20 protein-coding genes are annotated in these 22,737 nt (G+C 66.7%); 4 read left to right on the forward strand and 16 right to left on the reverse strand.

Features of this window, described 5'->3' with window-relative positions; translation table 11 throughout:
- Positions 1 to 407 precede the first annotated feature (407 nt).
- Positions 408 to 1,166 carry a transcriptional repressor LexA gene (gene lexA / locus BWQ92_RS02670; RefSeq protein ID WP_076803466.1) on the forward strand — a complete coding sequence of 253 codons (759 nt, stop codon included), beginning with the start codon at positions 408 to 410 and terminating at the stop codon, positions 1,164 to 1,166.
- A gap of 77 nt (positions 1,167 to 1,243) precedes the next feature.
- Here lexA and BWQ92_RS02675 read toward each other — a convergent pair whose 3' ends face one another.
- Together BWQ92_RS02675 and hflX are read right to left on the reverse strand one after the other, a co-directional pair.
- Complete coding sequence (locus BWQ92_RS02675; RefSeq protein ID WP_076798116.1) at positions 1,244 to 3,310, reverse strand: ATP-dependent DNA helicase; 2,067 nt, start codon at positions 3,308 to 3,310, stop codon at positions 1,244 to 1,246.
- The gene (gene hflX / locus BWQ92_RS02680) at positions 3,303 to 4,880 is read right to left on the reverse strand and encodes a GTPase HflX (protein ID WP_076798117.1); all 1,578 of its coding nucleotides are present in this window, start codon (positions 4,878 to 4,880) and stop codon (positions 3,303 to 3,305) included. Before hflX ends, BWQ92_RS02675 begins: the two co-directional genes overlap by 8 nt.
- Before the next feature lie 413 nt (positions 4,881 to 5,293).
- Here hflX and BWQ92_RS02685 point away from each other — a divergent pair, with 413 nt between their 5' ends.
- Positions 5,294 to 5,908, forward strand: coding sequence for a class I SAM-dependent methyltransferase (locus tag BWQ92_RS02685; protein WP_076798118.1), 615 nt, complete (start codon positions 5,294 to 5,296; stop codon positions 5,906 to 5,908).
- Here BWQ92_RS02685 and dapF read toward each other — a convergent pair.
- The 7 genes from dapF to BWQ92_RS02720 all read right to left on the reverse strand — a co-directional run bounded on the left by dapF (position 5,889) and on the right by BWQ92_RS02720 (position 12,455).
- Entirely contained in the window at positions 5,889 to 6,845 is a 957-nt protein-coding gene (gene dapF, locus BWQ92_RS02690) for a diaminopimelate epimerase (protein ID WP_076798119.1), read from the reverse strand. The two genes, BWQ92_RS02685 and dapF, sit on opposite strands and share 20 nt — an antisense overlap.
- Entirely contained in the window at positions 6,842 to 7,813 is a 972-nt protein-coding gene (locus tag BWQ92_RS02695; RefSeq protein WP_076798120.1) for a DMT family transporter, read from the reverse strand. The genes dapF and BWQ92_RS02695 overlap by 4 nt, the downstream gene beginning before the upstream one ends.
- A gap of 32 nt (positions 7,814 to 7,845) precedes the next feature.
- Positions 7,846 to 8,745 carry a tRNA (adenosine(37)-N6)-dimethylallyltransferase MiaA gene (gene miaA / locus BWQ92_RS02700; RefSeq protein ID WP_076798121.1) on the reverse strand — a complete coding sequence of 300 codons (900 nt, stop codon included), beginning with the start codon at positions 8,743 to 8,745 and terminating at the stop codon, positions 7,846 to 7,848.
- Positions 8,746 to 8,749: 4 nt separating this feature from the next.
- The gene (gene miaB / locus BWQ92_RS02705) at positions 8,750 to 10,312 is read right to left on the reverse strand and encodes a tRNA (N6-isopentenyl adenosine(37)-C2)-methylthiotransferase MiaB (protein WP_076798122.1); all 1,563 of its coding nucleotides are present in this window, start codon (positions 10,310 to 10,312) and stop codon (positions 8,750 to 8,752) included.
- 22 nt (positions 10,313 to 10,334) lie between these two features.
- A complete protein-coding gene (locus BWQ92_RS02710) occupies positions 10,335 to 10,850 on the reverse strand; it encodes a regulatory protein RecX (protein WP_076798123.1) in 516 nt (171 codons plus the stop codon).
- A 115-nt stretch (positions 10,851 to 10,965) separates the two neighbouring features.
- Complete coding sequence (gene recA / locus BWQ92_RS02715; RefSeq protein ID WP_076798124.1) at positions 10,966 to 12,018, reverse strand: recombinase RecA; 1,053 nt, start codon at positions 12,016 to 12,018, stop codon at positions 10,966 to 10,968.
- Between the two features lie 197 nt (positions 12,019 to 12,215).
- On the reverse strand, positions 12,216 to 12,455 hold the full coding sequence (locus BWQ92_RS02720) for a DUF3046 domain-containing protein (RefSeq protein ID WP_076798125.1): 240 nt from the start codon (positions 12,453 to 12,455) through the stop codon (positions 12,216 to 12,218).
- A 42-nt stretch (positions 12,456 to 12,497) separates the two neighbouring features.
- Between BWQ92_RS02720 and BWQ92_RS02725 the strand changes: the two genes are divergently transcribed.
- Positions 12,498 to 13,007 (forward strand): MarR family winged helix-turn-helix transcriptional regulator, encoded by a 510-nt coding sequence (locus tag BWQ92_RS02725; RefSeq protein ID WP_076803467.1) that lies wholly within the window; start codon positions 12,498 to 12,500, stop codon positions 13,005 to 13,007.
- A gap of 170 nt (positions 13,008 to 13,177) precedes the next feature.
- Here the strand turns inward: BWQ92_RS02725 and BWQ92_RS02730 are convergent, their stop codons facing one another.
- The 7 genes from BWQ92_RS02730 to BWQ92_RS24150 form a co-directional block, all read right to left on the reverse strand.
- Positions 13,178 to 13,627, reverse strand: coding sequence for a helix-turn-helix domain-containing protein (locus BWQ92_RS02730; protein WP_076798126.1), 450 nt, complete (start codon positions 13,625 to 13,627; stop codon positions 13,178 to 13,180).
- A gap of 203 nt (positions 13,628 to 13,830) precedes the next feature.
- Positions 13,831 to 14,316 (reverse strand): CinA family protein, encoded by a 486-nt coding sequence (locus BWQ92_RS02735; RefSeq protein ID WP_076798127.1) that lies wholly within the window; start codon positions 14,314 to 14,316, stop codon positions 13,831 to 13,833.
- Positions 14,313 to 14,993 carry a CDP-diacylglycerol--glycerol-3-phosphate 3-phosphatidyltransferase gene (gene pgsA, locus BWQ92_RS02740; protein WP_076798128.1) on the reverse strand — a complete coding sequence of 227 codons (681 nt, stop codon included), beginning with the start codon at positions 14,991 to 14,993 and terminating at the stop codon, positions 14,313 to 14,315. Before pgsA ends, BWQ92_RS02735 begins: the two co-directional genes overlap by 4 nt.
- A 17-nt stretch (positions 14,994 to 15,010) precedes the next feature.
- The gene (locus tag BWQ92_RS02745; RefSeq protein ID WP_076798129.1) at positions 15,011 to 17,893 is read right to left on the reverse strand and encodes an FtsK/SpoIIIE family DNA translocase; all 2,883 of its coding nucleotides are present in this window, start codon (positions 17,891 to 17,893) and stop codon (positions 15,011 to 15,013) included.
- Between the two features lie 92 nt (positions 17,894 to 17,985).
- A complete protein-coding gene (locus BWQ92_RS02750) occupies positions 17,986 to 19,677 on the reverse strand; it encodes a ribonuclease J (protein ID WP_076798130.1) in 1,692 nt (563 codons plus the stop codon).
- 42 nt (positions 19,678 to 19,719) lie between these two features.
- A complete protein-coding gene (gene dapA, locus BWQ92_RS02755; protein ID WP_076798131.1) occupies positions 19,720 to 20,628 on the reverse strand; it encodes a 4-hydroxy-tetrahydrodipicolinate synthase in 909 nt (302 codons plus the stop codon).
- Positions 20,629 to 20,893: 265 nt separating this feature from the next.
- The gene (locus BWQ92_RS24150) at positions 20,894 to 21,361 is read right to left on the reverse strand and encodes a hypothetical protein (protein ID WP_236783087.1); all 468 of its coding nucleotides are present in this window, start codon (positions 21,359 to 21,361) and stop codon (positions 20,894 to 20,896) included.
- A 115-nt stretch (positions 21,362 to 21,476) separates the two neighbouring features.
- On the opposite strand from BWQ92_RS24150, the gene BWQ92_RS02765 reads away from it, so the two are divergent.
- Complete coding sequence (locus tag BWQ92_RS02765; RefSeq protein WP_076798132.1) at positions 21,477 to 22,712, forward strand: heparan-alpha-glucosaminide N-acetyltransferase domain-containing protein; 1,236 nt, start codon at positions 21,477 to 21,479, stop codon at positions 22,710 to 22,712.
- Positions 22,713 to 22,737: the final 25 nt, after the last annotated feature.

Consider the following 22,737-nt stretch of genomic DNA (forward strand, 5'->3'; position numbering starts at 1 on the left):
CGGCGCTCGGTGAAACGGCGCGCGGTGAAGCTGCGTGCGTTGAACCGGCGTGCGGTGAAGCGACGTGTGTTGAAGCTGACATGGCGTGAGCCCTCCTGGACCAAGTTGTACTGCCTCGCGGTTGTACTGCCTCGCGTTCGAACAAACAGTTCGAACACCGGGCCGACAAGCGAGCCTAACTAGAACACATGTTCGAACTTTGCTTTTCCTAGTTTTAGCACCTATCAACGAATTAAGTCGAGACTCGCTAGAACAAATGTTTGAAAAAGCTGTATGGCTGGCCTACGTTGGAAATCACAGAACAACCACATCTGCAGTTGATCAGCAGGGTCTGACATTTTTCAGGCCGGAAGTTCCCGGCCACTGCAGCTACCGCGGCCGGGAGGAACGGAAAGGCGTTGGCGAACATGGCAGCACAGGCCTCTGACGGCAAGGCTCCCCAGCGCAGCCCGCGGTCTCAGCGGACCCCTAAGGGACTCACAGTCCGGCAGAAAAAGATTCTGGAAACCATCCAGCGGTCAGTGAACGAGAACGGCTACCCGCCGTCGATGCGTGAAATCGGCGACACCGTCGGCCTTGCGAGCCTGTCCAGCGTCACCCACCAGCTCTCCCAGCTGGAGAAGCTCGGCTACCTGCGGCGTGACCCCAAACGGCCCCGCGCCATGGAAGTCCTGATGCCGCTGACCCTGGATGCGGGGGCAGCAAAGCCCGGCGGCGCGGACAAGGCCTCCGCCCTGAGTCCGGCAGGCACAGCCGCAGGCGCAACGGTGACAGAACTGCCCAGCGCCATGGACACGGCCATGGTGCCGTTGGTCGGCCGGATCGCCGCCGGCGGTCCCATCCTCGCGGACCAGATGGTGGAGGACCTGATGCCGCTGCCCCGCCAGCTGGTGGGACACGGCGAACTGTTCATGCTCAGGGTCGCGGGCGATTCCATGGTGGACGCCGCCATCTGCGACGGGGACTGGGTTGTGGTCCGCAGGCAAAGCGACGCCGTCAACGGTGACATCGTCGCCGCGCTGCTCGACGATGAAGCCACGGTCAAGACCTTCCGGCAGCGCGACGGCCACACCTGGCTGCTCCCGCAGAACACCCAGTACGAGCCCATCCTGGGCGACCACGCTGTGGTCATGGGCAAGGTGGTTTCCGTACTCCGCTCGCTGTAGCACCGGTCGCAGTAGCCCACGTAAGCTGCGGCAAGAACTCCATTGGCCCCGGGCAGCATCAGCAGCCCGGGGCTTCGCTATGCCTGCGCGCCGGCCAGCCGTTCCAGTGCGGCGACTGCGGTCTTCCGGTCCGTCGTGGGCCAGAACGGCGGCAGCGCGGCGCGCAGGAATCCGCCATAGCGTTCCGTGGACAGCCGGGAATCCAGCACCGCAACCACCCCCTTGTCATTCGTGGACCGGATGAGCCGTCCCGCCCCCTGGGCAAGCCTGATGGCCGCGTGCGTGGCCGATACCGACATAAAGCCGTTGCCGCCGGCCTGGGCGACGGCCCGGGACCGCGCGGTCATCAGCGGATCGTCCGGCCGCGGGAAGGGAATCCTGTCGATCACCACCAGGCGGCACGATCCGCCCGGCACGTCGACGCCCTGCCACAGTGACATCGTGCCGAACAGGCAGGTGTCCGGTTCGTCGGCGAACTGCTTCACCAGCGCCGTCATGGTGGATTCGCCCTGGCAGAGAATGCTCACATCCAGCCGCATGCGCAGGGCATCTGCCGCTTCCTCCGCGGCGCGCCGGGAGGAGAACAGACAGAGTGCTCCCCCGCCGGACGCGCGAATCAGTGACTCGAGCTCGTCGAGCGCCTCTGGCGACGTGCCGCGGCCGGGCTTCGGCAGGTGGCCTGCCACGTACAGGATGCCCTGCCGGGGATAGTCGAAGGGCGAACCCACGTCGACGCCGGTCCAGCTGGGCGCGCCGTCGCCCACCAGGCCCAGGCCGCCTGCGGCGGGTTCGAAGGCGGAGCCGATGGCGAGCGTGGCCGATGTGAGCACGACAGTATGCCCGGCGAACAGGCCTTCCCGGAGCCGGCCGGCCACGCTCAGCGGCGCGATATTGATCAGTGCCGGGGCGGTCTCGTTGGGCGCCGAGTATCCCTGCTGGGGGTCAAACGTGCTGTTCCGTGAGAACCAGACCACCTCGCGGTTTTCCCGCGCGGCGATGAGCCGTTCACACAGCTCCAAAATCACCAGCAGGCGGGACCGCGCAAGCTGCCGCCCGCCGTCGGCCGTTGTGTTGCTGTCCCCCTTGGAATCAGACAGCGCCGCACGGCAGGCCTCACGAAGCTGGTCCACACAGTCCAGCTGTTCATCGTTCAGGCCGTTCGGCAGGAGGCCGCCCGGCACTCCGGCAAGCGCCACCTCGAGGTTGGCGGCCGCCGAGTTGAGGGCGTCAACGGTAATTCCCGTGTGCTTGCGGGCACCGGACGCCGCGGCATGGACCATTGCCACTGACAGCTGCCCCGATACCGCGCCCGTCACCCGGTCCTGGAGTTCGTGGGCCTCGTCCACCACCACGACATCGTATTCGGGCAGCACAGCCAGCCCTTCGAAGGCGCTGACCGCCAGCATGGCGTGGTTGGTCACCACGACGTCGGCTTCCGCGGCGTTGTGGCGGGCAAGTTCGCTGAAGCACTCTTCGGCGAGCGGGCATTTCTGCGAGCCGAGGCATTCCATGGACGTGACGGACACCTGCCGCCAGGCCCTGTCGGTCACGCCGGGAAGCAGCTCGTCACGGTCGCCGGTGGTGGTCTGTTCGGCCCATTCGCGGAGCCGGACCACCTCCTTGCCGAGCTGTGATGAAGGGCCGCCCACCGCCGCGGCGAAATGCGGGACGCTGGTGTCCTCGCCCAGGGAGAAGAGCTGGCCCTCCGAGGGTTCCTCGCTGGGAAAGCCGCCCTCCAGCTTGTGCCGGCAGACGTAGTTGGCACGGCCCTTGACCAGCGCCACCTTTACGGGCCGGTCGAGTGCCGGTTTGAGGCTTTCCAGCAGACGGGGAAGGTCCCGGCCCACGATCTGGGTCTGCAGGGCCAGGGTAGCGGTGGACACGAGCGCCGGCTTGTCGCTCTCCAGCGAGTGGGCGATGAGCGGGATCAGGTAGGCCAGCGACTTGCCGGTACCCGTGCCGGCCTGGACCAGCAGGTGGTCACCCGTTTCGATTGCGCGAGCCACCTGCCGGGCCATCTCATGCTGGCCGGTGCGGCTTTGGCCGCCCATGCCTGCCACGGCACGGTCAAGCAGCTCGACCACGCGCTGCTCGCCGGCCGTGGCATCCGCTGGGGCTGCCGCACCCGCCGCCCCGTCAGTCATCGGTGCTGAAGGATTCCAGTTCAGCCGCAAGGCCTTCCCGGACCATGACCACAGCGCGCGTGCCGCCCTCCTCGTGATCCATGCTCAGGATCTCCGCGTCGGAGTCGTGCAGCTTGCTGATCAGATCGCCGCGGTGGTACGGGACGAGGAGCTGCATCTTGACGTTCGGCCGCGGGATGGAGTCGCTGATCGCCTTGAGCAGCTCGGAGATCCCCTCGCCGGTACGTGCCGAAACCACGACGTGCCGCGGTTCGCGCTGCTTGAGCCGCTCCACCACGAAGGGGTCGGCGGCGTCGGCCTTGTTCAGGACGATGATCTCGGGCACCTTGCGGGCATCCACCTCGGCGAACACCGAGCGCACGGCCGCGATCTGGCCCTCCGGGTCCGGGTGGGACACGTCCACGACGTGCAGGATCAGGTCCGCATCCGCAACTTCCTCGAGGGTGGAGCGGAAGGCCTCCACCAGCTGGGTGGGAAGGGAGCGGACGAAGCCCACGGTGTCGGCAAGCGTGTAGCCCACGCCGTCAGCCGTCTCGGCCTTGCGGACGGTGGGGTCGAGGGTGGCGAACAGGGCGTTCTCCACCAGGACACCGGCGTCGGTCAGGCGGTTCAGCAACGAGGACTTGCCGGCGTTGGTGTATCCGGCGATGGCCACCGAGGGCACCTCATTACGACGGCGGTTGGCCCGTTTGGTCTCCCGTGCCGGCTTCATCGCGGCGATCTCGCGCCGCAGCTTGGCCATCCGGGTGCGGATCCTGCGGCGGTCCAGTTCGATCTTGGTTTCACCGGGACCACGGGAGCCCATGCCGGCGCCTGCGCCGCCCACCTGGCCACCGGCCTGGCGGGACATGGATTCACCCCAGCCGCGCAGGCGCGGGAGCAGGTATTCGAGCTGTGCCAGCTCCACCTGGGCCTTGCCTTCGCGGCTCTTGGCGTGCTGGGCGAAGATGTCGAGGATGAGCGCCGTGCGGTCGATGACCTTCACCTTGACGATGTCTTCAAGGCCACGCCGCTGGGACGGGGCGAGTTCGGCGTCCACCACCACGGTGTCGGCGCCGGTGGACATAACGACGTCCTTGAGCTCCAGGGCCTTGCCCGCCCCGAGGAATGTTCCAGGGTCCGGCTTGGCGCGCCGCTGGACGAGTCCGTCGAGGACTTCCGAGCCGGCTGTTTCCGCCAGCGCGGCGAGTTCACGCAGCGAGTTTTCGGCGTCGGCGAGCGTGCCTTCGGTCCAGAGTCCGGCGAGGACTACGCGCTCCAGGCGCAACTGCCGGTATTCGACTTCGGTGACGTCTTCAAGTTCGGTGGAAAGCCCGGCCGTGCGGCGCAGTGCCCGGCGTTCCTCGAGATCCTGCTGGTCGCCGTCGAACGCGCTGTGCTCTTCGGAGAGCTGCGAGATGGCCTGCGCCTTGCCCAGGACGCCCTGGCTGTCCGTGCGGCTGCCATTGGCAGGCGCGGCATTCTTCGCCGGGATGTCCTTGGCGAGGATCCGGTCGATAACAGCCTGGATTTCCTCAGGACTCATGTCCTGGGCGGCCGGGTCGGATCCTGGGTTTTGCTGATTCGTCATGTTCTCCTTTGAAGGTTCTGCATCTTCAGAATAGTGCTGATTGCCGCCCTTGGCTGCGGTATTCGCGCTGGGCTGACTGCGAGGGGTCATGGAGGTGCTCCTGACATGCCGGCAGCGGAAGACGCTGGACGGCGGGAAGTGGACTGATCGAGTGCTGTGTGGGCTGCGCTGGGCCGTTTGAAGCTGAGCTGTTTCAGCTGAGCTTCTTTAGGCTGCGCCATGGCGGAAGGTGGTACACCTGCATCGCGCGAGTGGGACGCCCCGGGCCGGTACCGGCGGCTGAAAGCCGCGGGCAAAGAAAGCCGGCTACTCAAAAATCAGGAACATGCCCTCTAGGATAGCAGAACACCGTTATCGCTTTTCGCATCCGCCCGGTTTCCCATCAGGCGGGCAGCCCACTAATCTGGCCAGTTATGGAGTCTGCCCATTATTTCAGCGCCTCACCTGCGGGGCCATTCACCCGCAAGCCCCTCACAGTGGAACTGGCCGGTGAAACGCGGAAGCTGCAGACCTCATCGGGCATCTTCAGCCCCGACGGCATCGACAAGGGAACGGCCATCCTCCTGGCCGAGGTTCCCCCTCCCGCACCCCAGGGGAACCTGCTCGACATCGGTTGCGGCTGGGGACCCATCGCCCTGACCATGGCGCTGCGCGCCCCGCACGCGCACGTCTACGCGGTCGACGTCAACGAGCGGTGCATCGCCCTTACCAACGGGAATGCGGAGCTGCTGGGGCTAGGCAACGTCACGGCCAGCACGCCGGACGAAGTGGACCCCGAGATTCGTTTCGACACCATCTGGTCCAACCCGCCGATCCGGATCGGCAAGGATGAACTCCACACCCTGCTGCTGCTGTGGCTGCCGAGGCTGGCGCCGGGCGGTTCTGCATGGCTGGTGGTGCAGAAGAACCTGGGCTCGGATTCACTTCAGCGCTGGCTGGCCGAGGTGCTGGATGATTCCTTCACGGTGACCCGGGAAAGCACATCCAAGTCGTTCAGGATCCTGCGGGTCAGGAAAGCGTCCCGGTAGCAACGATCGTTGCCGGGCCGCTGAGTTCAACGTGCTCGCGGCCGCCGGCAACGGTGAAGAACTTCACGCCCACGACGCCGCCCGGAACCTTTACCTGCCAGGCGTCCGGGGCGCCTTGCCCGGCCCAATGGCGGATGGCCACCGCCGCCGCACATGCGCCGGTGCCGCAGGACTGCGTTTCACCGACGCCGCGTTCGTGGACGCGCATGGTTACGGTGCCCACACCGTCGTGCACCAGAGGCTCCGCCGGAACAACGAACTCGACGTTGGTGCCATTGGCCGGGGTCGGGTCGACGTGCGGGGCGGTGAAGAGCTGGGTGTCCTGGAGTTCGGACAGCTCGGCCAGGGCGACGACGGTGTGGGGGTTACCCATGCTGACCGACAGCGCCGGCCGTGGCACCTCAAGGCCGTCGGCGGTGACCAGCGAGTCCATGGCGCGGGCCGCTGCTTCGTCCGGGAAGATGAACTCCCAGGGGCCCATGTCGACGGCGTAGCCGTCACCTGCGCGGACAATGGTCTTGACCCCGCCGCGGGTGCCGATGGTCAGCGAACCGCCGGCAGGCAGTTCCGCCAGGCCTTCGGCCAGGAGGAAGTGGACAAACACCCGCACGCCGTTGCCGCACATTTCGGACAGCGAACCGTCACCGTTGCGGTAGTCCATGAACCATTCGGCGTCGGGGTTCCCGGCAAGCAGCTGACGGCCCTCGTCCAGGAGCCGGGACGGGACGGCGCGGATCAGGCCGTCCCCGCCGATGCCGCGGTGGCGGTCACACAGCTGGGCCACCTGCTCCGCAGAGATGGCGTGCACGCCTTCCGGGTCAGCGACCAGGACGAAGTCGTTGCCAGTGCCATGGCCCTTGGAGAACCGCAGTCCGCTCAGTGTCGAACCCCCGGTGGTGGCGGCGGGCCGGACTGTTTCTGCAAGGGTCTCATTCATGATTCAAGGTTACCCGGCTGCCGTCGGCGCCAGGAAAACGGCCCGGAGCTCCCGCGCTGGCCGCGGGCGCTGGTCAGGAGGATGCCGGCAATGACAATCACACCCCCTGCTATCTGGGCCATGGAGTAGGGATGCCCGGAGAGGATCGTGAACAGGGCGGTAAAGACGGTGATGAGATTTAGGAACACACCGGCATTGCCGGCCGGGATGACTGTCAGGGCCCGGTTCCAGAGCAGGTAGGACAGCACCGACGGGAAGACCGCGATGAATGCCAGGGAGGTGATGGCGCCCTGGGTGGCTGGCAGGGCAGGACCGCCGGCGGCGAGGCTGAGCGGTGTGAGCACAACAACGGTGATCGCGGCCTGCGCGGCTGTGGCAGTTATCGGGGGCAGCGGCGGGGCCAGGCGTCCGGTGATCGTGTAGGCGGACCATGCTGCAATGGCCGCGATCATGAACAGCTCACCGGCCCCGAATCCCACCTGCAGCAGCTTGCCGGCGTCACCGTTGCTCAGAACGAGGAGCACCCCGATCAGCGCGATCAGAACGCCGCCAACAGCCCTGCCAGTCAGGCGTTCACGTAGGCACGCGGCAGCTGCCAAGGTAATGAGTGCCGGGTTGAAGGCATTGATGAGGGAGGCGCTGAATGGATCCGTGTGTTCCAGGGCCGTGTACAGAAGCAGGTTGTAGCCCAGCAGCCCGAACACGCTGAGCGCGACCAGCCACGGCCAGGCGGCCAGTACCTGGCGCCATTGCGGACGTTCCACCATCTGGGCGATGGCGAGCAGCGGAACCACGGCGAGCGACCAGCGCAGGAGGACGAGGCTAAGGGGGTCGATGCTTTCCACTGCGCCGGCCCCGACAACGTAGTTGCCGGCCCAGAACAGCGTTGCCCCCAGCAGCGAGGCGATCGCAACCGTCAGGGACCGCCGCGAAGCGCGCTTGGGTTTGGTGCCGACGGCGAGGGTCATGTGAGTCTTTCTTCCGGTGTGTTGGTGCCGGCTCAGCGGCAGAGGGCTGCTGCCTTTGCAGCCAGCCCGGGGTCCTGCCAATCCAGCCAGGTGATGCGGGGGTCGGCCCGGAACCACGTCAGCTGCCGGCGGGCAAACTGCCTGGTGGCCACGATGGTTTCCTCGGCTGCCTGCGCCACGTCCGCCTCGCCGTCGAGCACTTTAAGGAACTGGGCGTAGCCCAGTGCGCGGGGCGCGGTCTTGCCCCGGCGAAGGCCTTGGGCGTCCAGCCGTTCGACCTCCGCCAGCAGTCCCCGCTCCACCATCCGGTGGACCCGGACGGCCAGCCGGTCCCGCAGCTGCTCGCGGTCCACCTCCAGTCCGATCTGGATGGCCGGCTGATAGTACTCGCGGGTTGGCATGAAGGAGCTGAACGGGCGGCCCGTCAGCTCGAACACCTCCAGCGCGCGGATGATGCGCCGGGCGTCGCCGAGGCGCCCCGCGGAGACGGGATCCACCGCCTGGAGGCGGTCCAGCAGCGCCCCAGTCCCGGCCTCGGCGTTCTCCCGCTCAAGCCGGGCACGGATGTCCGGATTGGTCCCCGGAAAGTCCAGCACGTCAAGGGCGGCGCGCACGTAGAGGCCGGAACCGCCAGCCAGGACGGCGCGCTTTCCGCGGCGGTGGATATCGGCGACGGCGGCCCTGGCCTGCTGCTGGAAGTCGGACACCGAGGCCTCCTGCGTCACGTCCAGGACGTCCAGCAGGTGGTGCGGTACGCCCCGCTGTTCAGCCTCGGTGACTTTGGCGGTGCCGATGTCCATGCCGCGGTAGAACTGCATGGCATCGGCGTTGATCACCTCACCGTCCAGGGAAAGTGCAAGTTCGACGGCGAGGTCGGACTTCCCCGATCCGGTGGGCCCAACGACCGCTATGACGGGGGGCTGACCCGCCACCGGGTCAGCGGCCCCGCGCCGGGATCGACGGCATGCCGAGCGAGACGCCCGTCCCGCCGCCCCCGCCCGCACCGGGTGCCGCCGTACCCGGCGCAGGGGTACCGCAGGAGTCGGCCTGTGCCCTGTCCCAGGCATCGCCCGCACGGGACCGGCGCAGGGAGTAATCGGATGCGCTGGCCGGATCCGCGATCAGGTGGAAGGCGGCCGCTTCGGTGATGGTGACAGTCACGAGGTCGCCGGGCCTCGGGGCGGGAGCGCCGTCCGGAACCGTGAAGTGGACCAGGCGCTGGTCCTGGGAGCGGCCCGAGAGGCGGTGGGTTTCCTCGGACTTGCGGCCGGACTGGGCGGTGACCATGACTTCGACCTGGCGTCCCAGCTGCTTGGCGTTCTCTTCGGCAGCGATGCGGTCCTGCAGTGCGGTGAGGCGCTCAAAGCGTTCCTGCACCACGGCCTTGGGCAGCTGGTCCGGCAGGTCCGCGGCCGGGGTGCCGGGCCGCTTGGAGTACTGGAAGGTGAAGGCGGTGGCGAAGCGGGACTTTTCGACGACGTCCAGCGTTGCCTGGAAGTCCTCTTCGGTCTCCCCCGGGAACCCGACGATGATGTCCGTGGAGATCGCGGCATGCGGCATCTTGGCGCGGACCTTCTCCAGGATGCCCAGGAACTTTGCCGACCGGTAGGAGCGCTTCATGTCCCGCAGCACCTTGTCCGAGCCGGACTGGAGCGGCATGTGCAGCTGCGGCATGACGTTGGGTGTCTCGGCCATGGCATCGATGACGTCGTCGGTGAACGCGGCAGGGTGCGGACTGGTGAAGCGCACCCGTTCGAGGCCCGGGATCTCGCCGCAGGCGCGCAGCAGCTTGGAGAAGGCCTGGCGGTCCCCGAATTCCACCCCGTACGAATTGACGTTCTGCCCGAGCAGGGTCACCTCGATGGCGCCGTCGTCCACCAGCGCCTGGACCTCGGCGAGAATCTCTCCGGGCCGGCGGTCCTTCTCCTTGCCGCGCAGGGACGGGACGATGCAGAAGGTGCAGGTGTTGTTGCAGCCGACGGAAATGGATACCCAGCCGGAGTAGACGGAGTCGCGCTTGGTGGGCAGCGTGGACGGGAAGACGTCCAGGGACTCGAGGATCTCCAGTTGCGCCTCGTTGTTGTGGCGGGCCCGGTCCAGGAGAGCGGGCAGGGCGCCGACGTTGTGCGTGCCAAAGACCGCGTCAACCCAGGGCGCCTTCTTCAGGATGGTGTCGCGGTCCTTCTGCGCGAGGCAGCCGCCCACCGCGATCTGCATGCCGGGGTTTGCAGCCTTGATAGGCGCCAGCTGGCCCAGGTTGCCATAGAGCTTGTTGTCGGCGTTCTCCCGCACCGCGCACGTGTTGAAAACCACGACGTCGGCCTGGCCGCCGTCGGCCGGTATGTAGCCGGCTGCTTCGAGCATGCCCGCCATGCGCTCGGAGTCGTGGACGTTCATCTGGCAGCCGAAGGTGCGCACCTGGTAGGTGCGGTGCTCAACGGCGTCGCCGGTGGGTTCGTTCTCGGTGCCGGTTGCGGGGGAAGGATAGGTCAGACTCACCCATTAAGGGTAACGGGTGCACTCACTCCCAGTGAGCGGTGGCCTCGCTTGTGCCCTCGTAGTCCTCGGCAGTACCGGCGGCAGCGTCCAGGACCTCGCCCACGACCCGGAAGGCCTGTGCGGGCTGGTACCCCTTCCGGGCGAGCATGGAGGCAAGCCGCCGTGTGGTCTTGTCGCGTTCCGCCCGATCTGTGAGGTCCGTTCCCGGCCGCAGCTTGCGTTGCACGAGATGGCGTGCGGCGGCTTCCTCGTCCTCATCGCTCAGCTGCCGCAGTGCGGAGGCCGCCGTGTCGGCGTCAATGCCTTTTTCCGCGAGTTCGCGACGCAGCGCCCCCTTGGCCAGCCTGCGCGACTGCGACCTGCTCCGGACCCACATGTCCGCGAATTCAGCGTCGTCCACGAGCCGGACCTCTTCGAACCGGTCCAGGACGGCGGCGGCAACATCCGCCGGTACGTTGCGTTCGGCCAGCTTGCGTTCCAGCTGGAGCCGGCTCTTGGGTGACGCGGTCAGCTGGCGCAGGACGATGGCGCGTGCCACCGACGCCGGATCAGCTTCCCGGTCCTCGTCAGGCTCCGGGCCGGGTCCTGGAGTGCCGGGTCCTGGAGTGCGGTCCCCTCCGGCCTTTACGAAGGCCGAAGAGGACCGGCGTTTGTTAGAAGCCGTCAACGGCCTTCAGCTTCGGTGAGGCCTCAGCATCGGCGGCGGGCTTGGTTCCCACGCCGAGCTTTTCTTTGATGAGCCGTTCGAGTTCAGCGGCGAGTTCGGGGTTGTCGCGCAGGAAGCGGCGCGAGTTCTCCATGCCCTGGCCGAGCTGGTCGCCGTCGTACGTGAACCAGGAGCCGGACTTCTTGATGATGCCGTGCTCCACGCCCATGTCGATGATGCCGCCCTCACGGGAGATGCCCTGGCCGTAGATGATGTCGAATTCGGCGACCTTGAAGGGCGGGGCCATCTTATTCTTGACGATCTTGGCCTTGGTGCGGTTACCGACGGAGTCGGCGCCTTCCTTCAGGGTCTGGATGCGGCGGACGTCGATGCGCACGGAGGCGTAGAACTTCAGCGCTTTACCGCCGGTGGTGGTTTCCGGCGAGCCGAAGAACACGCCGATCTTTTCGCGCAGCTGGTTGATGAAGATGGCGGTGGTCTTGGTCTGGCTCAGCCGTCCGGTGATCTTTCGCAGGGCCTGGCTCATGAGGCGTGCCTGCAGGCCGACGTGGCTGTCGCCCATGTCGCCTTCGATTTCCGCGCGCGGCACCAGGGCTGCCACGGAGTCGATGACCACGATGTCCAGCGAGCCGGAACCCACCAGCATGTCCATAATCTCCAGGGCCTGCTCACCGGTGTCCGGCTGGGAGACGAGCAGGGCGTCCGTGTCCACGCCGAGCTTGGCGGCGTACTCGGGGTCAAGGGCGTGCTCGGCATCGATGAAGGCAGCGATGCCGCCATTGCGCTGGGCGTTGGCCACGGCATGCAGGGCGACCGTGGTTTTACCCGACGATTCCGGGCCATAGATTTCAATGACACGGCCCCGCGGAAGGCCTCCAATTCCCAGCGCGACGTCCAGTGCGATGGAGCCGGTGGGGATGACCTCGATGGGAGCGCGGGTTTCGTCGCCCAGCCGCATGATCGATCCCTTGCCGAACTGCTTGTCAATCTGTGCGAGCGCTGCTTCAAGCGCTTTTTCACGATCCGGGGCTGCCGCCATGGTTCACACCTCTAATGCTTTCTCGCTTTGGAGGGGCCTGTGCGGCCCTTTGTCTGTCATCACCGACGCTAGCGCCACCCGCTGACATTGTTGCCGGGCAGGCGCGCGTATGTGGATAACCCGCTGCCAAAAAGCATAGTCGCACCCGAACAGATATTCGAACAATCGGTCGGCGTGTCAGCGGCGGGGTCGAGTTTCTAGACCAGGTCTGGCCCGGACTGGCGTGGTTTGATGTCGCGGCCAAGGCGGCGCTCCTCAGGGACGTCCTGCACATCGCACACCGCCAGCCAGATGTCGCGGGGGTTGACGCCTGCGGCCAGGGCCTGGGCTGCCGTCCGGCCGCCGACTCCCGCAAGGACGAGGGAGCCGCCCAGCACGCGCGAGTAGCCGGAGCCGAATTCGTCGTCCATCAGCCGCCAGAAATCACTAATCCTCACGAAATAGAGTCTCTCACGGACGCTCGCTCTAGAATGGTTGCCATGAGCAACCCCGCTGAAGCCCCCGGAGTCGCGGTCCCCGTCGAGGACACGCTTGATACGGCACTGACCAATGTGGAGCATCAGATCAGCATTTTCTGGCGCCGGGCGCGGTCCGTCTCCCAGCAGCTTTCCCGCGAAGTCCACCCGGACATGGAGCCCGCCGCCTACGGCCTGCTCACCGTGATCCGGAAGAACGGGCCCATCCGGCTCACCGAACTTGCCTCCTGCATCGGCGTCGGCAAGCCCTCCGTCAGCCGGCAGATCGCCTTCCTTGAGAGCATCGGCCTGGTGGTAAAGGAAGCCGACCCGCTGGACGGCCGGGCCCAGACGATCCGGCTCACGGACGAGGGCGAAGCGAAGATGCACCAGGTGCAGGACGCCCGGCGGCAGGTGTTCCGCGAACGGCTGGGTGAATGGCCGGTGGAGGACCTCGAGGCACTGGCTGCCTACATGGCCAAGCTCAATGCCACCTACGAACGCGACGGCTTTCCCCGCGACGGCGCCTCCTAGCAACTAGCGACGGCAGGCCAGGAAAGGCTGGCTGCGCGCGCCCGGCCCAAATCGCAGGGCACAGTGAAATTCCAGGGCACAGCGACTCAAATCTCAGGGCACAGCGAAGGCCTCCGGCACAGTGCCGGAGGCCTTTGCTGCAGTTATGTGGTCCGGCTTACCGGATTTTACTAGCGGGCCGAGAGCAGTTCCGTGGCGAGCTCGTTGTTAAGCTCGCTGCTCAGGTCACGCTCAAGGTCACGGCCGTAGCGCTGGGAAAATTCCTGCGGGACGGTGTCCGGCACGGCAACGCCTTCAGCGACGGCCACGCGGTCGCTGACCTCGCGAAGCATGCTGGAAAGCGGAACATCCAGCGCCGAGCAAATCGAGGACAGGAGTTCCGAGGAAGCTTCCTTCTGGCCGCGTTCCACTTCACTCAGGTAACCCAGGGACACCCGGGCGCTGTGCGAAACTTCGCGGAGCGTACGCCCCTGACGCTGGCGGACATCGCGCAGGACATCACCGATTTCGTGACGAAGTACAACCATCTTGCGCTCCTTCTGTTCGCTCTTGGCCTGATCGGCGAGGCCCACGTCCTTCCAGCGGACAACGCCGTTTACGGACACGGGCTGCTTTACCATCTGTATCGCCTTGCTCCCTCATGGTTCCGGTTCACTGTGACGCAAACCGCATATGTTCTCTTCATCCTAGGCGCCTCCCTCAAGGAGAGGCGACACAATGTGACAACTATTCGGAATCGCTTTTTGTTCCCAGCAACCTTACTGTCGGTAGCTTAGCGCACTCGGCGGGCCATCCGCGGGTAAGTCGGCGGGCAGCCGGAGGGTCAGCTCAGCGCGTTCAAGGCTTCCTGCAGGCGCTCCAAAGCAGCGCCACAGGCCAGCCCGCGAATCTCTGCCCGCGTGCCCTGGAAGATGTAAGGGAAGGCATGCGCACCCTCCGCAGTAGCCACGCCCACGAAGACGGTCCCCACGGCCTTGCCGTCATGGGCGCCAGGGCCCGCCACGCCGGTGGTGGAAACGGCGAGGTCTGCGCCGCATACCCGCCGCGCCCCTTCCGCCATGGCAGCGGCCACCGCCTCGTCCACTGATCCGACCGTGTCCAGCAGCTCCTGGGGAACGCCAAGAACGTCCCGCTTCACCGTGTTGTTGTAGGAAACCACACCACCCTGCAGCATGGCCGACGCGCCGGGAGTGTCGGCCAGGACGGCGGCGACCATTCCCGCGGTCAGCGACTCCGCCGTGGCGACTGTGACGCCACGGCCTACGGCCGCCGCTACGGCCTCTCCGGCGATCCGGTGCAGATTCGTCACAGCTGGCCCTCCTGCTTGGGCGTGTCCGGGTTGGAAACGTCACTGTTGGAGGCGTCCTGGGCCCGCCTGCGGAGCCCCTCCGACCTGACCTTCAGGGCCTGGACAACGTATTCGACGCCGGTCCAGACGGTGATCAGCACGGCCGCCAGCATTACGGCAAGGGCTACCCAGGTGAGCCAGGGCGCAATGGTGGCCAGCGGCAGAAGGTAAAGGAAAATCGCGACGGTCTGCACGACGGTCTTGAGTTTGCCGCCGCGCGATGCCGGGATGACGCCATAGCGGATCACGAAGAACCGCAGCGCCGTGATTCCCCATTCCCGGACCAGGATTACCAGGGTGATCCACCAGGGCAGCTCGTTCAGGAGGGACAGCATGACCAGGGCGGATCCGGTCAGCAGCTTGTCGGCAATGGGGTCGGCGATCTTGCCGAAGTCGGTGACCAGTCCCCTGCTGCGGGCGATGTCGCCGTCGAGCTTGTCCGTGTAAATCGCGACGGCGAACGCCGCCACGGCGGCCCAGCGCCACCCGCTCGACTCGCTGTGCAGGCCCGGGGCGTCGGCGATGAGGAACCACACAAAGAAGGGCACCAGCACAATGCGGAGCATCGTGAGGATGTTGGGGAGATTCCAGATCCCGGAGCTGTTGGAGCCGGCCGCGGCCGCTTCGGTGCTAGTCACCCTTCTAGGCTACGGGACTAGCGGCCGGTGAGGGACCAGGCGTCCTCGGAGCCGTCCTCGTCGTCACCGGAACTGTCGGCGCCGTCGTAATAGTCGACGCTCTGGGTGCGGTTGTCCAGGTCGGCGGCAACGAGGTCCTCCGCGTAGCCGCCCTGGGCAATGTTGGCGTTGGCGTTGTCGCTCAGCGCCGCAGTCTGCGAATCAGCAGCGGCCGGCGCCTCCTGGCCCTTCATCGCAGCCAGCACGGCGGCGAGATCGTCCGGCTTGACCAGCACGTCGCGTGCCTTGGAGCCTTCCGACGGCCCGACGACGCCGCGCGATTCGAGCAGGTCCATGAGGCGGCCGGCCTTGGCGAACCCCACGCGGAGCTTGCGCTGCAGCATCGACGTCGAGCCGAACTGGGTGGTGACCACCAGCTCCGTGGCCTGCAGCAGCACTTCGAGGTCGTCCCCGATGTCGTCGTCGATCTGTTTCTTCTCGGCTTCGGGTGCGACGTCATCCCTGTAAACGGCCTGGAGCTGGCCCTTGACGTGCTCAACCACCTTGTGGATCTCGGATTCGCTGACCCAGGCGCCCTGCACACGCATCGCCTTGGAGGCACCCATCGGCAGGAAAAGCGCGTCACCCTGCCCGATCAGCTTCTCCGCCCCGGGCTGGTCCAGGACCACCCGGGAGTCCGTCACCGAGGACGTGGCGAACGCCATGCGCGACGGCACGTTGGCCTTGATCAGGCCGGTGACCACATCGACGGACGGGCGCTGGGTGGCGAGCACCAGGTGGATCCCGGCGGCACGGGCCAGCTGCGTGATGCGGACAATGGAATCTTCGACGTCGCGCGGTGCCACCATCATCAGGTCGGCAAGCTCGTCCACGATCACCAGGAGGTACGGGTAGGGCCGGATGACGCGCTTGGAATCCACCGGCGGCTGGACCTTGCCGGCACGCACTGCCTTGTTGAAGTCGTCGATGTGCTTGAAGCCGTAGTTGGCGAGGTCGTCATAGCGGGCGTCCATCTCACGGACCACCCACTGCAGCGCCTCCGCGGCCTTCTTGGGGTTGGTGATGATGGGCGTGATGAGGTGCGGCACGCCTTCGTAGGCGGTGAGTTCCACACGCTTGGGGTCCACCATGACCATGCGGACCTCGTCCGGGGTGGCGCGCATCAGCAGCGACGTGATCATGGAGTTCACGAAGGAGGACTTACCGGCGCCGGTGGCACCGGCCACGAGCAGGTGGGGCATTTTCGCGAGGTTGGCCACGACGTAGCCGCCCTCCACGTCCTTGCCGACGCCCATGACCATGGGATGGTCCGTGCGGCGGGCGTTCTGGCTGCGCAGCACGTCACCGAGCGATACGGTCTCACGGTCCGTGTTGGGGATCTCGATGCCGATGGCGGACTTGCCCGGGATGGGGCTGAGGATGCGCACGTCGCTCGAGGCGACAGCGTAGGAAATGTTCTTGGACAGGGCGGTGACCCGCTCCACCTTGGTGCCGGGGGCCAGCTCGATCTCGTACCGGGTCACGGTCGGGCCGCGGCTGAAGCCGGTCACCGTGGCATCGACGTTGAACTGCTGGAGCGTGTCGGTCAGGGCGGCCACGACGGCGTCGTTGGCTTCCGTGCGCTCCTTGGGAATTGAGCCGGGCGTCAGCACATCCGACGACGGCAGTGTGTAGGTGACGTCGCCGGCGAGGGACAGCTGCTCCGTGCGCTGCGGGATCGGCGTGGGCGCCGGTGCGGGCGCCACCGGCTTGGAAGGCACGTGCACCGCAGGAGCCGCCGCGGGTGCACCGGCCGCGCCGGGCATGCCCGGGGCGACGAGCGGGATGGCTTCCGTGGCGTTCTCGGCGTCGGCGCCCTTGGCGCCGAGTCCCTGGGCGGCCTTGATCTTTTCGACGGCGATCTCTGCCTGGGTGGGCCGCCGGACTCCGGGGGCCACAGCGGGCGGTTCCTTGCCGGCGGCCGGTGACGCGTCGTCGTCGTCGATTACGGCATGCTCAAAGGCTTCGTCCCCGACGTAGCCCTCCAGCCGGGGGTCGGCTTCCTCATCCTTGCCAAAGAGGCGCTTGCGTTTCTTCTTCGGTGCAGGCGGGGTGTTCTCGTACAGGTAGCTGCGGTCGTGGACGTCACCGCCGTTCTCCTGGAGGTCGATGCCCATCAGGTGCTCATAGGCAGCGCGGAGACGCCGCGGAATCGCACTGAACGGTGTGGCCGTGACAATGAGCACGGACACGAAGGCCAGCAGCCCGTACAGGACCACCGGGACAGCGGGGTGAATGGCGGCCAGCGGGGAGGCCGCGAGGAACCCCAGCATGCCTCCGGCCTGCCGCAGTCCGTCGAAGCCCGCACTGACTGTGGGCTGGCCGCCCACGATGTGGGCGATGCCGCAGCCGGCGAACGTCATGATGAGGAAGCCGATGCCCACGCGGTTGTTTCCGCGGCCGTCGACGGGCTGCCGAAACAGCCTGCAGGCGCATACGAAGAGCATGAGCGGAAGGACCAGGGACATCCAGCCGAAGGTACCGTTGACTACGGCATAGACGGCGTCCGGGAACCAGCCGCGCAGACCCCACCAGGCGAAGGTGGCGATGAAGATCGCCAGCGCCAGGTTGAACAGGGCGGCCCCGTCGCGGCGGTCTTCGGGCGCCACGTCGCTGACGTCCTGGCCGATGCGGCGCACTCCCCCGCCCACCACGTGGCCGATGCCCAGCCAGGCCCCGCCGGCCACCCGCAGCAGCCAGGGCTGCCGGTGTTCGACGGCGGGAAGCTGGCGTGTGCGGGCACTGCCGCCGGACGATCCGGCCCGGCCGGATTTGGCTGCGGACGAACCGCTGCGGCCGGTGGATGCGCCCGATTTACTGCTGGGGGTTCGTTTTGGCGCGGGGGAAGTACGAGTGGCCATATCTGCCACGGTACTCCACCGCCGCGGCAGAACCGCGGATTTCCCGGCCTGCGGGGGCTGTGTTCAGGTGCACCCAGCCCCCGGAACCGCCCTTAGGCCTCCAGGACCACCGGGATGATCATGGGGCGCCGGCGGAGCTTCCGGTTGACCCAGGTGCCGATGACGCGGCGGACGATCTGCTGCAGCTGGTGGTTGGTGTGGTCCGCGTTGCTGAGCACAGCCTCCTCCAGCGCGGCATTGATCTTGGGGATGATGTCGTCAAAGACCGAATCGTCCTCGGCGACACCGCGGGCGTGGATTTCGGGGCCGGAGACCACCTTGCCGGTGGCCCGGTTGATGACCGTGATGATGGAGATGAAGCCTTCATCGCCCAGGACGCGGCGGTCCTTAAGGTCCGCGTCGGTGATTTCGCCCACGCTGGAGCCGTCCACGTACACGAAGCCGACCTCGACCTGGCCCACGATGTCAGCCTGGTGGTCGCGGAGATCGATCACGGTGCCGTTGTCTGCCAGCAGGACGCTGGCAGTCGGTACTCCCGATTCCTCTGCGATCCTGCCGTTGGCGATCAGGTGGCGGGTTTCGCCGTGCACCGGCATGGCATTCAGCGGCTCGAGGATGTTGTAGCAGTAGAGCAACTCCCCTGCCGCGGCGTGGCCGGAGACATGGACCTTGGCGTTGCCCTTGTGGATCACGTCGGCGCCGAGCTTCAGCAGGCCGTTGATGATGCGGAAGACTGCGTTCTCGTTGCCGGGAATGAGGCTTGACGCGAGGATGACGGTGTCGCCCTGGCCCACCACCACGCGGTGATCGCCGTTGGCCATGCGGGACAGCGCGGCCATGGGCTCGCCCTGGGAACCGGTGGACATCAGCACCACCCGGTTGTCCGGCAGCGTGTCGATGTTCTTCAGGTCCACGAGGATGCCATCCGGCACGTGCAGGTAGCCGAGCTTGGCGGCGATGGCCATGTTCCGGACCATGGAACGCCCCACGAACGCGACGTTGCGGCCGTGCTTGTACGCGGCGTCGAGGACCTGCTGCACCCGGTGGACGTGCGAGGAAAACGACGCCACGATGATCCGCTTGCTGGCCTGGGCGAAGACCCGGTCCAGGGTGGGGCCGATCTCCTTCTCCGCGGTGGTGAATCCCGGGACGTCGGCGTTGGTGGAGTCGGACATGAACAGGTCCACGCCCTCTTCGCCTAGCTTGGCGAAGTGCCGGAGATCGGTGATGCGGCCGTCGAGCGGCAGCTGGTCCATCTTGAAGTCACCCGTATGCAGCACGGTGCCGCCGGCAGTGCGGATGAAGACCGCCAGGGCGTCGGGGATCGAGTGGTTGACCGCAACGAACTCGCACTGGAAGGGGCCGAACTGTTCCACCTGCCCCTCTTTGACGGACAGGGTGTAGGGCTTGATCCGGTGTTCCTGCAGCTTGGCCTCAACCAGGGCCAGGGTCAGCTGCGACCCCACGAGCGGGATGTCGCTGCGGAGCCGCAGCAGGTACGGAACGGCCCCGATGTGGTCCTCGTGGCCGTGCGTCAGGACGACGGCGGCGATGTCGTCGAGCCGGTCCTCGATGTAGGAGAAATCGGGCAGGATCAGGTCAACGCCGGGCTGGGTTTCCTCGGGGAAAAGGACGCCGCAGTCGACAACCAGCAACTTGCCGTCGATCTCGAACACAGCCATGTTCCGGCCGATTTCGCCGAGCCCGCCCAGCGGAACAATCCGCAGGGTGCCCTGGGGAAGGCGGGGAGGCGTAACGAGGCCGGGGAGGGCTACTTGGGTCATAATGCACTTCTTTCCAGACGGAAGAGTGCCGGTCTCAGTCCGTCAGGAAAAGACCAGCCCTCCTTCCGCCAAGTCCTCGCGGATGGTTTCGATCTCGGCTTCGTCCGGCTCCACGAGGGGCAAGCGGACAATCGAGTTGGGCAGGACTCCCTGCCACTTAAGAATTTGCTTCGCGGCAACGGCACCTTGGACGCGGGTCATCGTTGCGCGCACTACCGGCTCCAGCTCGAAGTTGATCTTGCGGGCGGTTCCGAGGTCGTTCGCGTTCATCGCGTCGATGAGCTCCCGGAAGCGGCGGGTGGCGACGTGCGTGGTGACACCCACGAGGCCAACGGCGCCCATGGCCATCCACTGCAGGGTCAGTCCGTCGTCGCCGGAGTAGAAGGCGAGGTCGGTCTCGGCGAGCACGCGGGTGGCTGCAGCGAAGTCGGCCTTGGCGTCCTTGACGGCAACGATGTTCGGGTGCTGGGCCAGACGGATCATGGTGTCCGGGGCGATCGCGATGGAGGACCGACCCGGGATGTCATAGAGCATGACGGGCAGGTCAGTGGCGGATGCGACGGTCTCGAAGTGGGCCCGGACGCCGGCCTGGCTGGGCTTGTTGTAGTACGGCGTGACGATCAGCAGGCCGTCGACGCCCAGCTTGGCGGCTTCCTGGGACAGGTGCACGGAGTGGGCGGTGTCGTTGGTACCGGTGCCGGCGATGACGGCGGCACGCCCGCCAACGGCTTCCATCACGGCGCGGAACATTCCGAGGTTTTCCTCGTCGGTGAGGGTGGACGTCTCGCCGGTGGTGCCCGTGACGACGAGGCCGTCGCAGCCGTCGTCAACAAGCTTGGTGGCCAGTTCCGCGGCCTGCTGGTAATCGACCTTGCCGTCCGTCGTGAACGGGGTGACCATGGCGGTCAGGAGGGTGCCCAGAGCAGGAATATTCGCGGAAGTGTCAGCCATGGGAAAAACGTTACCTTGTCACGTGCAGGTTAGGACAATGGCCGCCGCGTGATGAGCGTCAAATTGCGGCGCGGACGCCCGCGGCGGCCTGTGGAGAGGGCTGGCCGGAACCGTCCTTTCCTGCCCTTCCCAGGCGGAGTCTTCGTGCCCTTCCCAGGCGGACTCTTCCTACCACTCCCAGACGGGGTTTTCCTGCCCCTCCCAGGCGGAGTCCGCGTTACGCAGGGTCTGCCCCAGGCAGGGTCTGGGGCAGGTAGCATCTGCCTCAGGCGGGTTCTGGCCCCGAGCAGTATCGCTCCACGGCCGTTTCCCGCAGCGATTCGGCCCACAATGCGAGGCGCTGGGCGGCGCGGACGTAGTGGAACAGCTCCGTGGGCGTCAGCGCGTCGACATCCGTTTCGGACAGCCGGCGAGCCAGCTCCGCACCGGGCGCCTGCGCAGACAGCGCGACACCCTCCCGGCCCCACTGGACGTCCTCGGCCGGCTCCCCTGCCACGAGCTGCCGGAAGAGGTAGTCCACCACGCCGGGACTCATCGCCTTGAGCGGATCACCTTTGGGCGCGTCAGCCACCGGCGAGTCAGCCCTGGGCAGACCAGCCTTGGACGAATGAGCTCTGGGCGAATGAGCCTCGGACAAACCAGCCTTGGACGCATCAGCCTCGGACTGTTGGCGCCGACCGAGCGCGCGCCCTTCCAGCTGGTGATCTGCCGCACGCCCGGATGACTTCTTCATGCCGAAATTCTATTCGAACATATATTCGAATACAAGACTTCGTCAGGGCCCGATGCTGGCGGCTTCTCCGGGCACGGAGCCCAAGGTCGCCGTGCCAATGTGAGACGATCACATCATGACCTCGCGGAGCACGGCTGCATCGTCCAAAACAGCGAAGGGGCCGGCGTCAGGCGTCCGTCTTGCTGGAATAGATGCTGCCCGCGGCCTCGCCCTGCTCGGCATGATGGCCACGCACCTGCTCCCGACCTTCGAGCCCAATGCCGCCCTGACCCCGACCTGGGTGGGCCTGACGTTCTCCGGCCGCGCTGCCGCCCTGTTTGCGGTGCTGGCAGGAATCGGCCTCGCCCTCTCCACCGGCAAGCAACAGCCTCTTGACGGACCGGCACTCACGGCTGCGCGCCGCGGCATCGCGATGCGCGCCCTGGTGATCGCCGTCGTCGGGCTCGCTCTCGGCGGACTCGACGTCAACGTGGCGATAATCCTGGTGCACTATGCGGTGCTGTTTCTGTGTGTGCTGCCGTTCATCGGGCTGCAGCTGAAGGCCCTGTGCGCCTGGGCAGCGGGCTGGATCCTGCTTTCCCCGCTCATTGCCTTCCTGCTGCGGCCCTGGCTCATGGCGCCGGATCCGCCCCTGCAGCTCAACCACAACCCCGGCTGGGAAGACCTCACCACCCCGGGACAACTGCTTGGCGAACTGTTCCTGACCGGGTACTACCCGGTGTTCCAGTGGATCTCGTATCTGCTCGTGGGACTCGCCATCGGCCGGCTCGCCCTGACCAAAGCCATCGTTCCAGCGTTCCTGTTGCTCGGCGGCATCGTGGTGGCGGCCTTCGCCAAAGTCCTGGGCACCGCGGCGATGGAGCAATGGGGCGGCCGCGCCGCCCTGCAGGACATCCTCACGGACCCCAACTATCCGCTGGACAGCCTCCTGCAAGTGAATCTGGCCGGCGTCCGCCAGGAAGGGTCCTGGTGGTGGCTGGCCAGCAGTGCACCCCATTCCGGAACCACACTTGATCTGCTGCACACCAGCGGCGTGGCGGCAGCCGCCGTCGGCCTTTGCCTCCTGGTGGGCCGGCTGGGACAGTGGCTGGCTCTGGATCTGCTGCTTCCGCTGCGCGGAGCCGGCGCCATGCCGCTGACGCTGTACACCGCCCACGTGTGCGTCGTGGCGTCGTTCCACCTCAAGCCGTTGCCCGTGGGCTGGACCGAGGACGGGATGTACTTCGCGCACGCGGCGCTGGCCATCGTGATCGGGATGGTTTTCGCCGTCCTCAAATGGCGCGGTCCGCTGGAATGGCTCGGGCACGCCGCGAACCAGGTAGGACGGCACCAGCCGGCAAGGGTTCGCTAACGCAGGGCGGCCGGTCGGGAGCGTG

The sequence above is a fragment of the Arthrobacter sp. QXT-31 genome, from assembly GCF_001969265.1.
GTDB lineage: Bacteria > Actinomycetota > Actinomycetes > Actinomycetales > Micrococcaceae > Arthrobacter.

Bases quoted from the DNA above. Each gene is read 5' to 3' on its own strand.
- BWQ92_RS02675 (WP_076798116.1), bottom strand. From the start codon at position 3,310: ATGACTGACGGGGCGGCGGGTGCGGCAGCCCCAGCGGATGCCACGGCC.
- dapA (WP_076798131.1), bottom strand. From the start codon at position 20,628: ATGGCTGACACTTCCGCGAATATTCCTGCTCTGGGCACCCTCCTGACC.
- BWQ92_RS02725 (WP_076803467.1), top strand. From the start codon at position 12,498: ATGAGCAACCCCGCTGAAGCCCCCGGAGTCGCGGTCCCCGTCGAGGAC.
- BWQ92_RS02745 (WP_076798129.1), bottom strand. From the start codon at position 17,893: ATGGCCACTCGTACTTCCCCCGCGCCAAAACGAACCCCCAGCAGTAAA.
- BWQ92_RS02685 (WP_076798118.1), top strand. From the start codon at position 5,294: ATGGAGTCTGCCCATTATTTCAGCGCCTCACCTGCGGGGCCATTCACC.
- BWQ92_RS02765 (WP_076798132.1), top strand. From the start codon at position 21,477: ATGACCTCGCGGAGCACGGCTGCATCGTCCAAAACAGCGAAGGGGCCG.
- BWQ92_RS24150 (WP_236783087.1), bottom strand. From the start codon at position 21,361: ATGAAGAAGTCATCCGGGCGTGCGGCAGATCACCAGCTGGAAGGGCGC.
- BWQ92_RS02750 (WP_076798130.1), bottom strand. From the start codon at position 19,677: ATGACCCAAGTAGCCCTCCCCGGCCTCGTTACGCCTCCCCGCCTTCCC.
- recA (WP_076798124.1), bottom strand. From the start codon at position 12,018: ATGGCGGCAGCCCCGGATCGTGAAAAAGCGCTTGAAGCAGCGCTCGCA.
- hflX (WP_076798117.1), bottom strand. From the start codon at position 4,880: ATGACGAATCAGCAAAACCCAGGATCCGACCCGGCCGCCCAGGACATG.
- dapF (WP_076798119.1), bottom strand. From the start codon at position 6,845: ATGAATGAGACCCTTGCAGAAACAGTCCGGCCCGCCGCCACCACCGGG.
- BWQ92_RS02695 (WP_076798120.1), bottom strand. From the start codon at position 7,813: ATGACCCTCGCCGTCGGCACCAAACCCAAGCGCGCTTCGCGGCGGTCC.
- lexA (WP_076803466.1), top strand. From the start codon at position 408: ATGGCAGCACAGGCCTCTGACGGCAAGGCTCCCCAGCGCAGCCCGCGG.
- BWQ92_RS02730 (WP_076798126.1), bottom strand. From the start codon at position 13,627: ATGGTAAAGCAGCCCGTGTCCGTAAACGGCGTTGTCCGCTGGAAGGAC.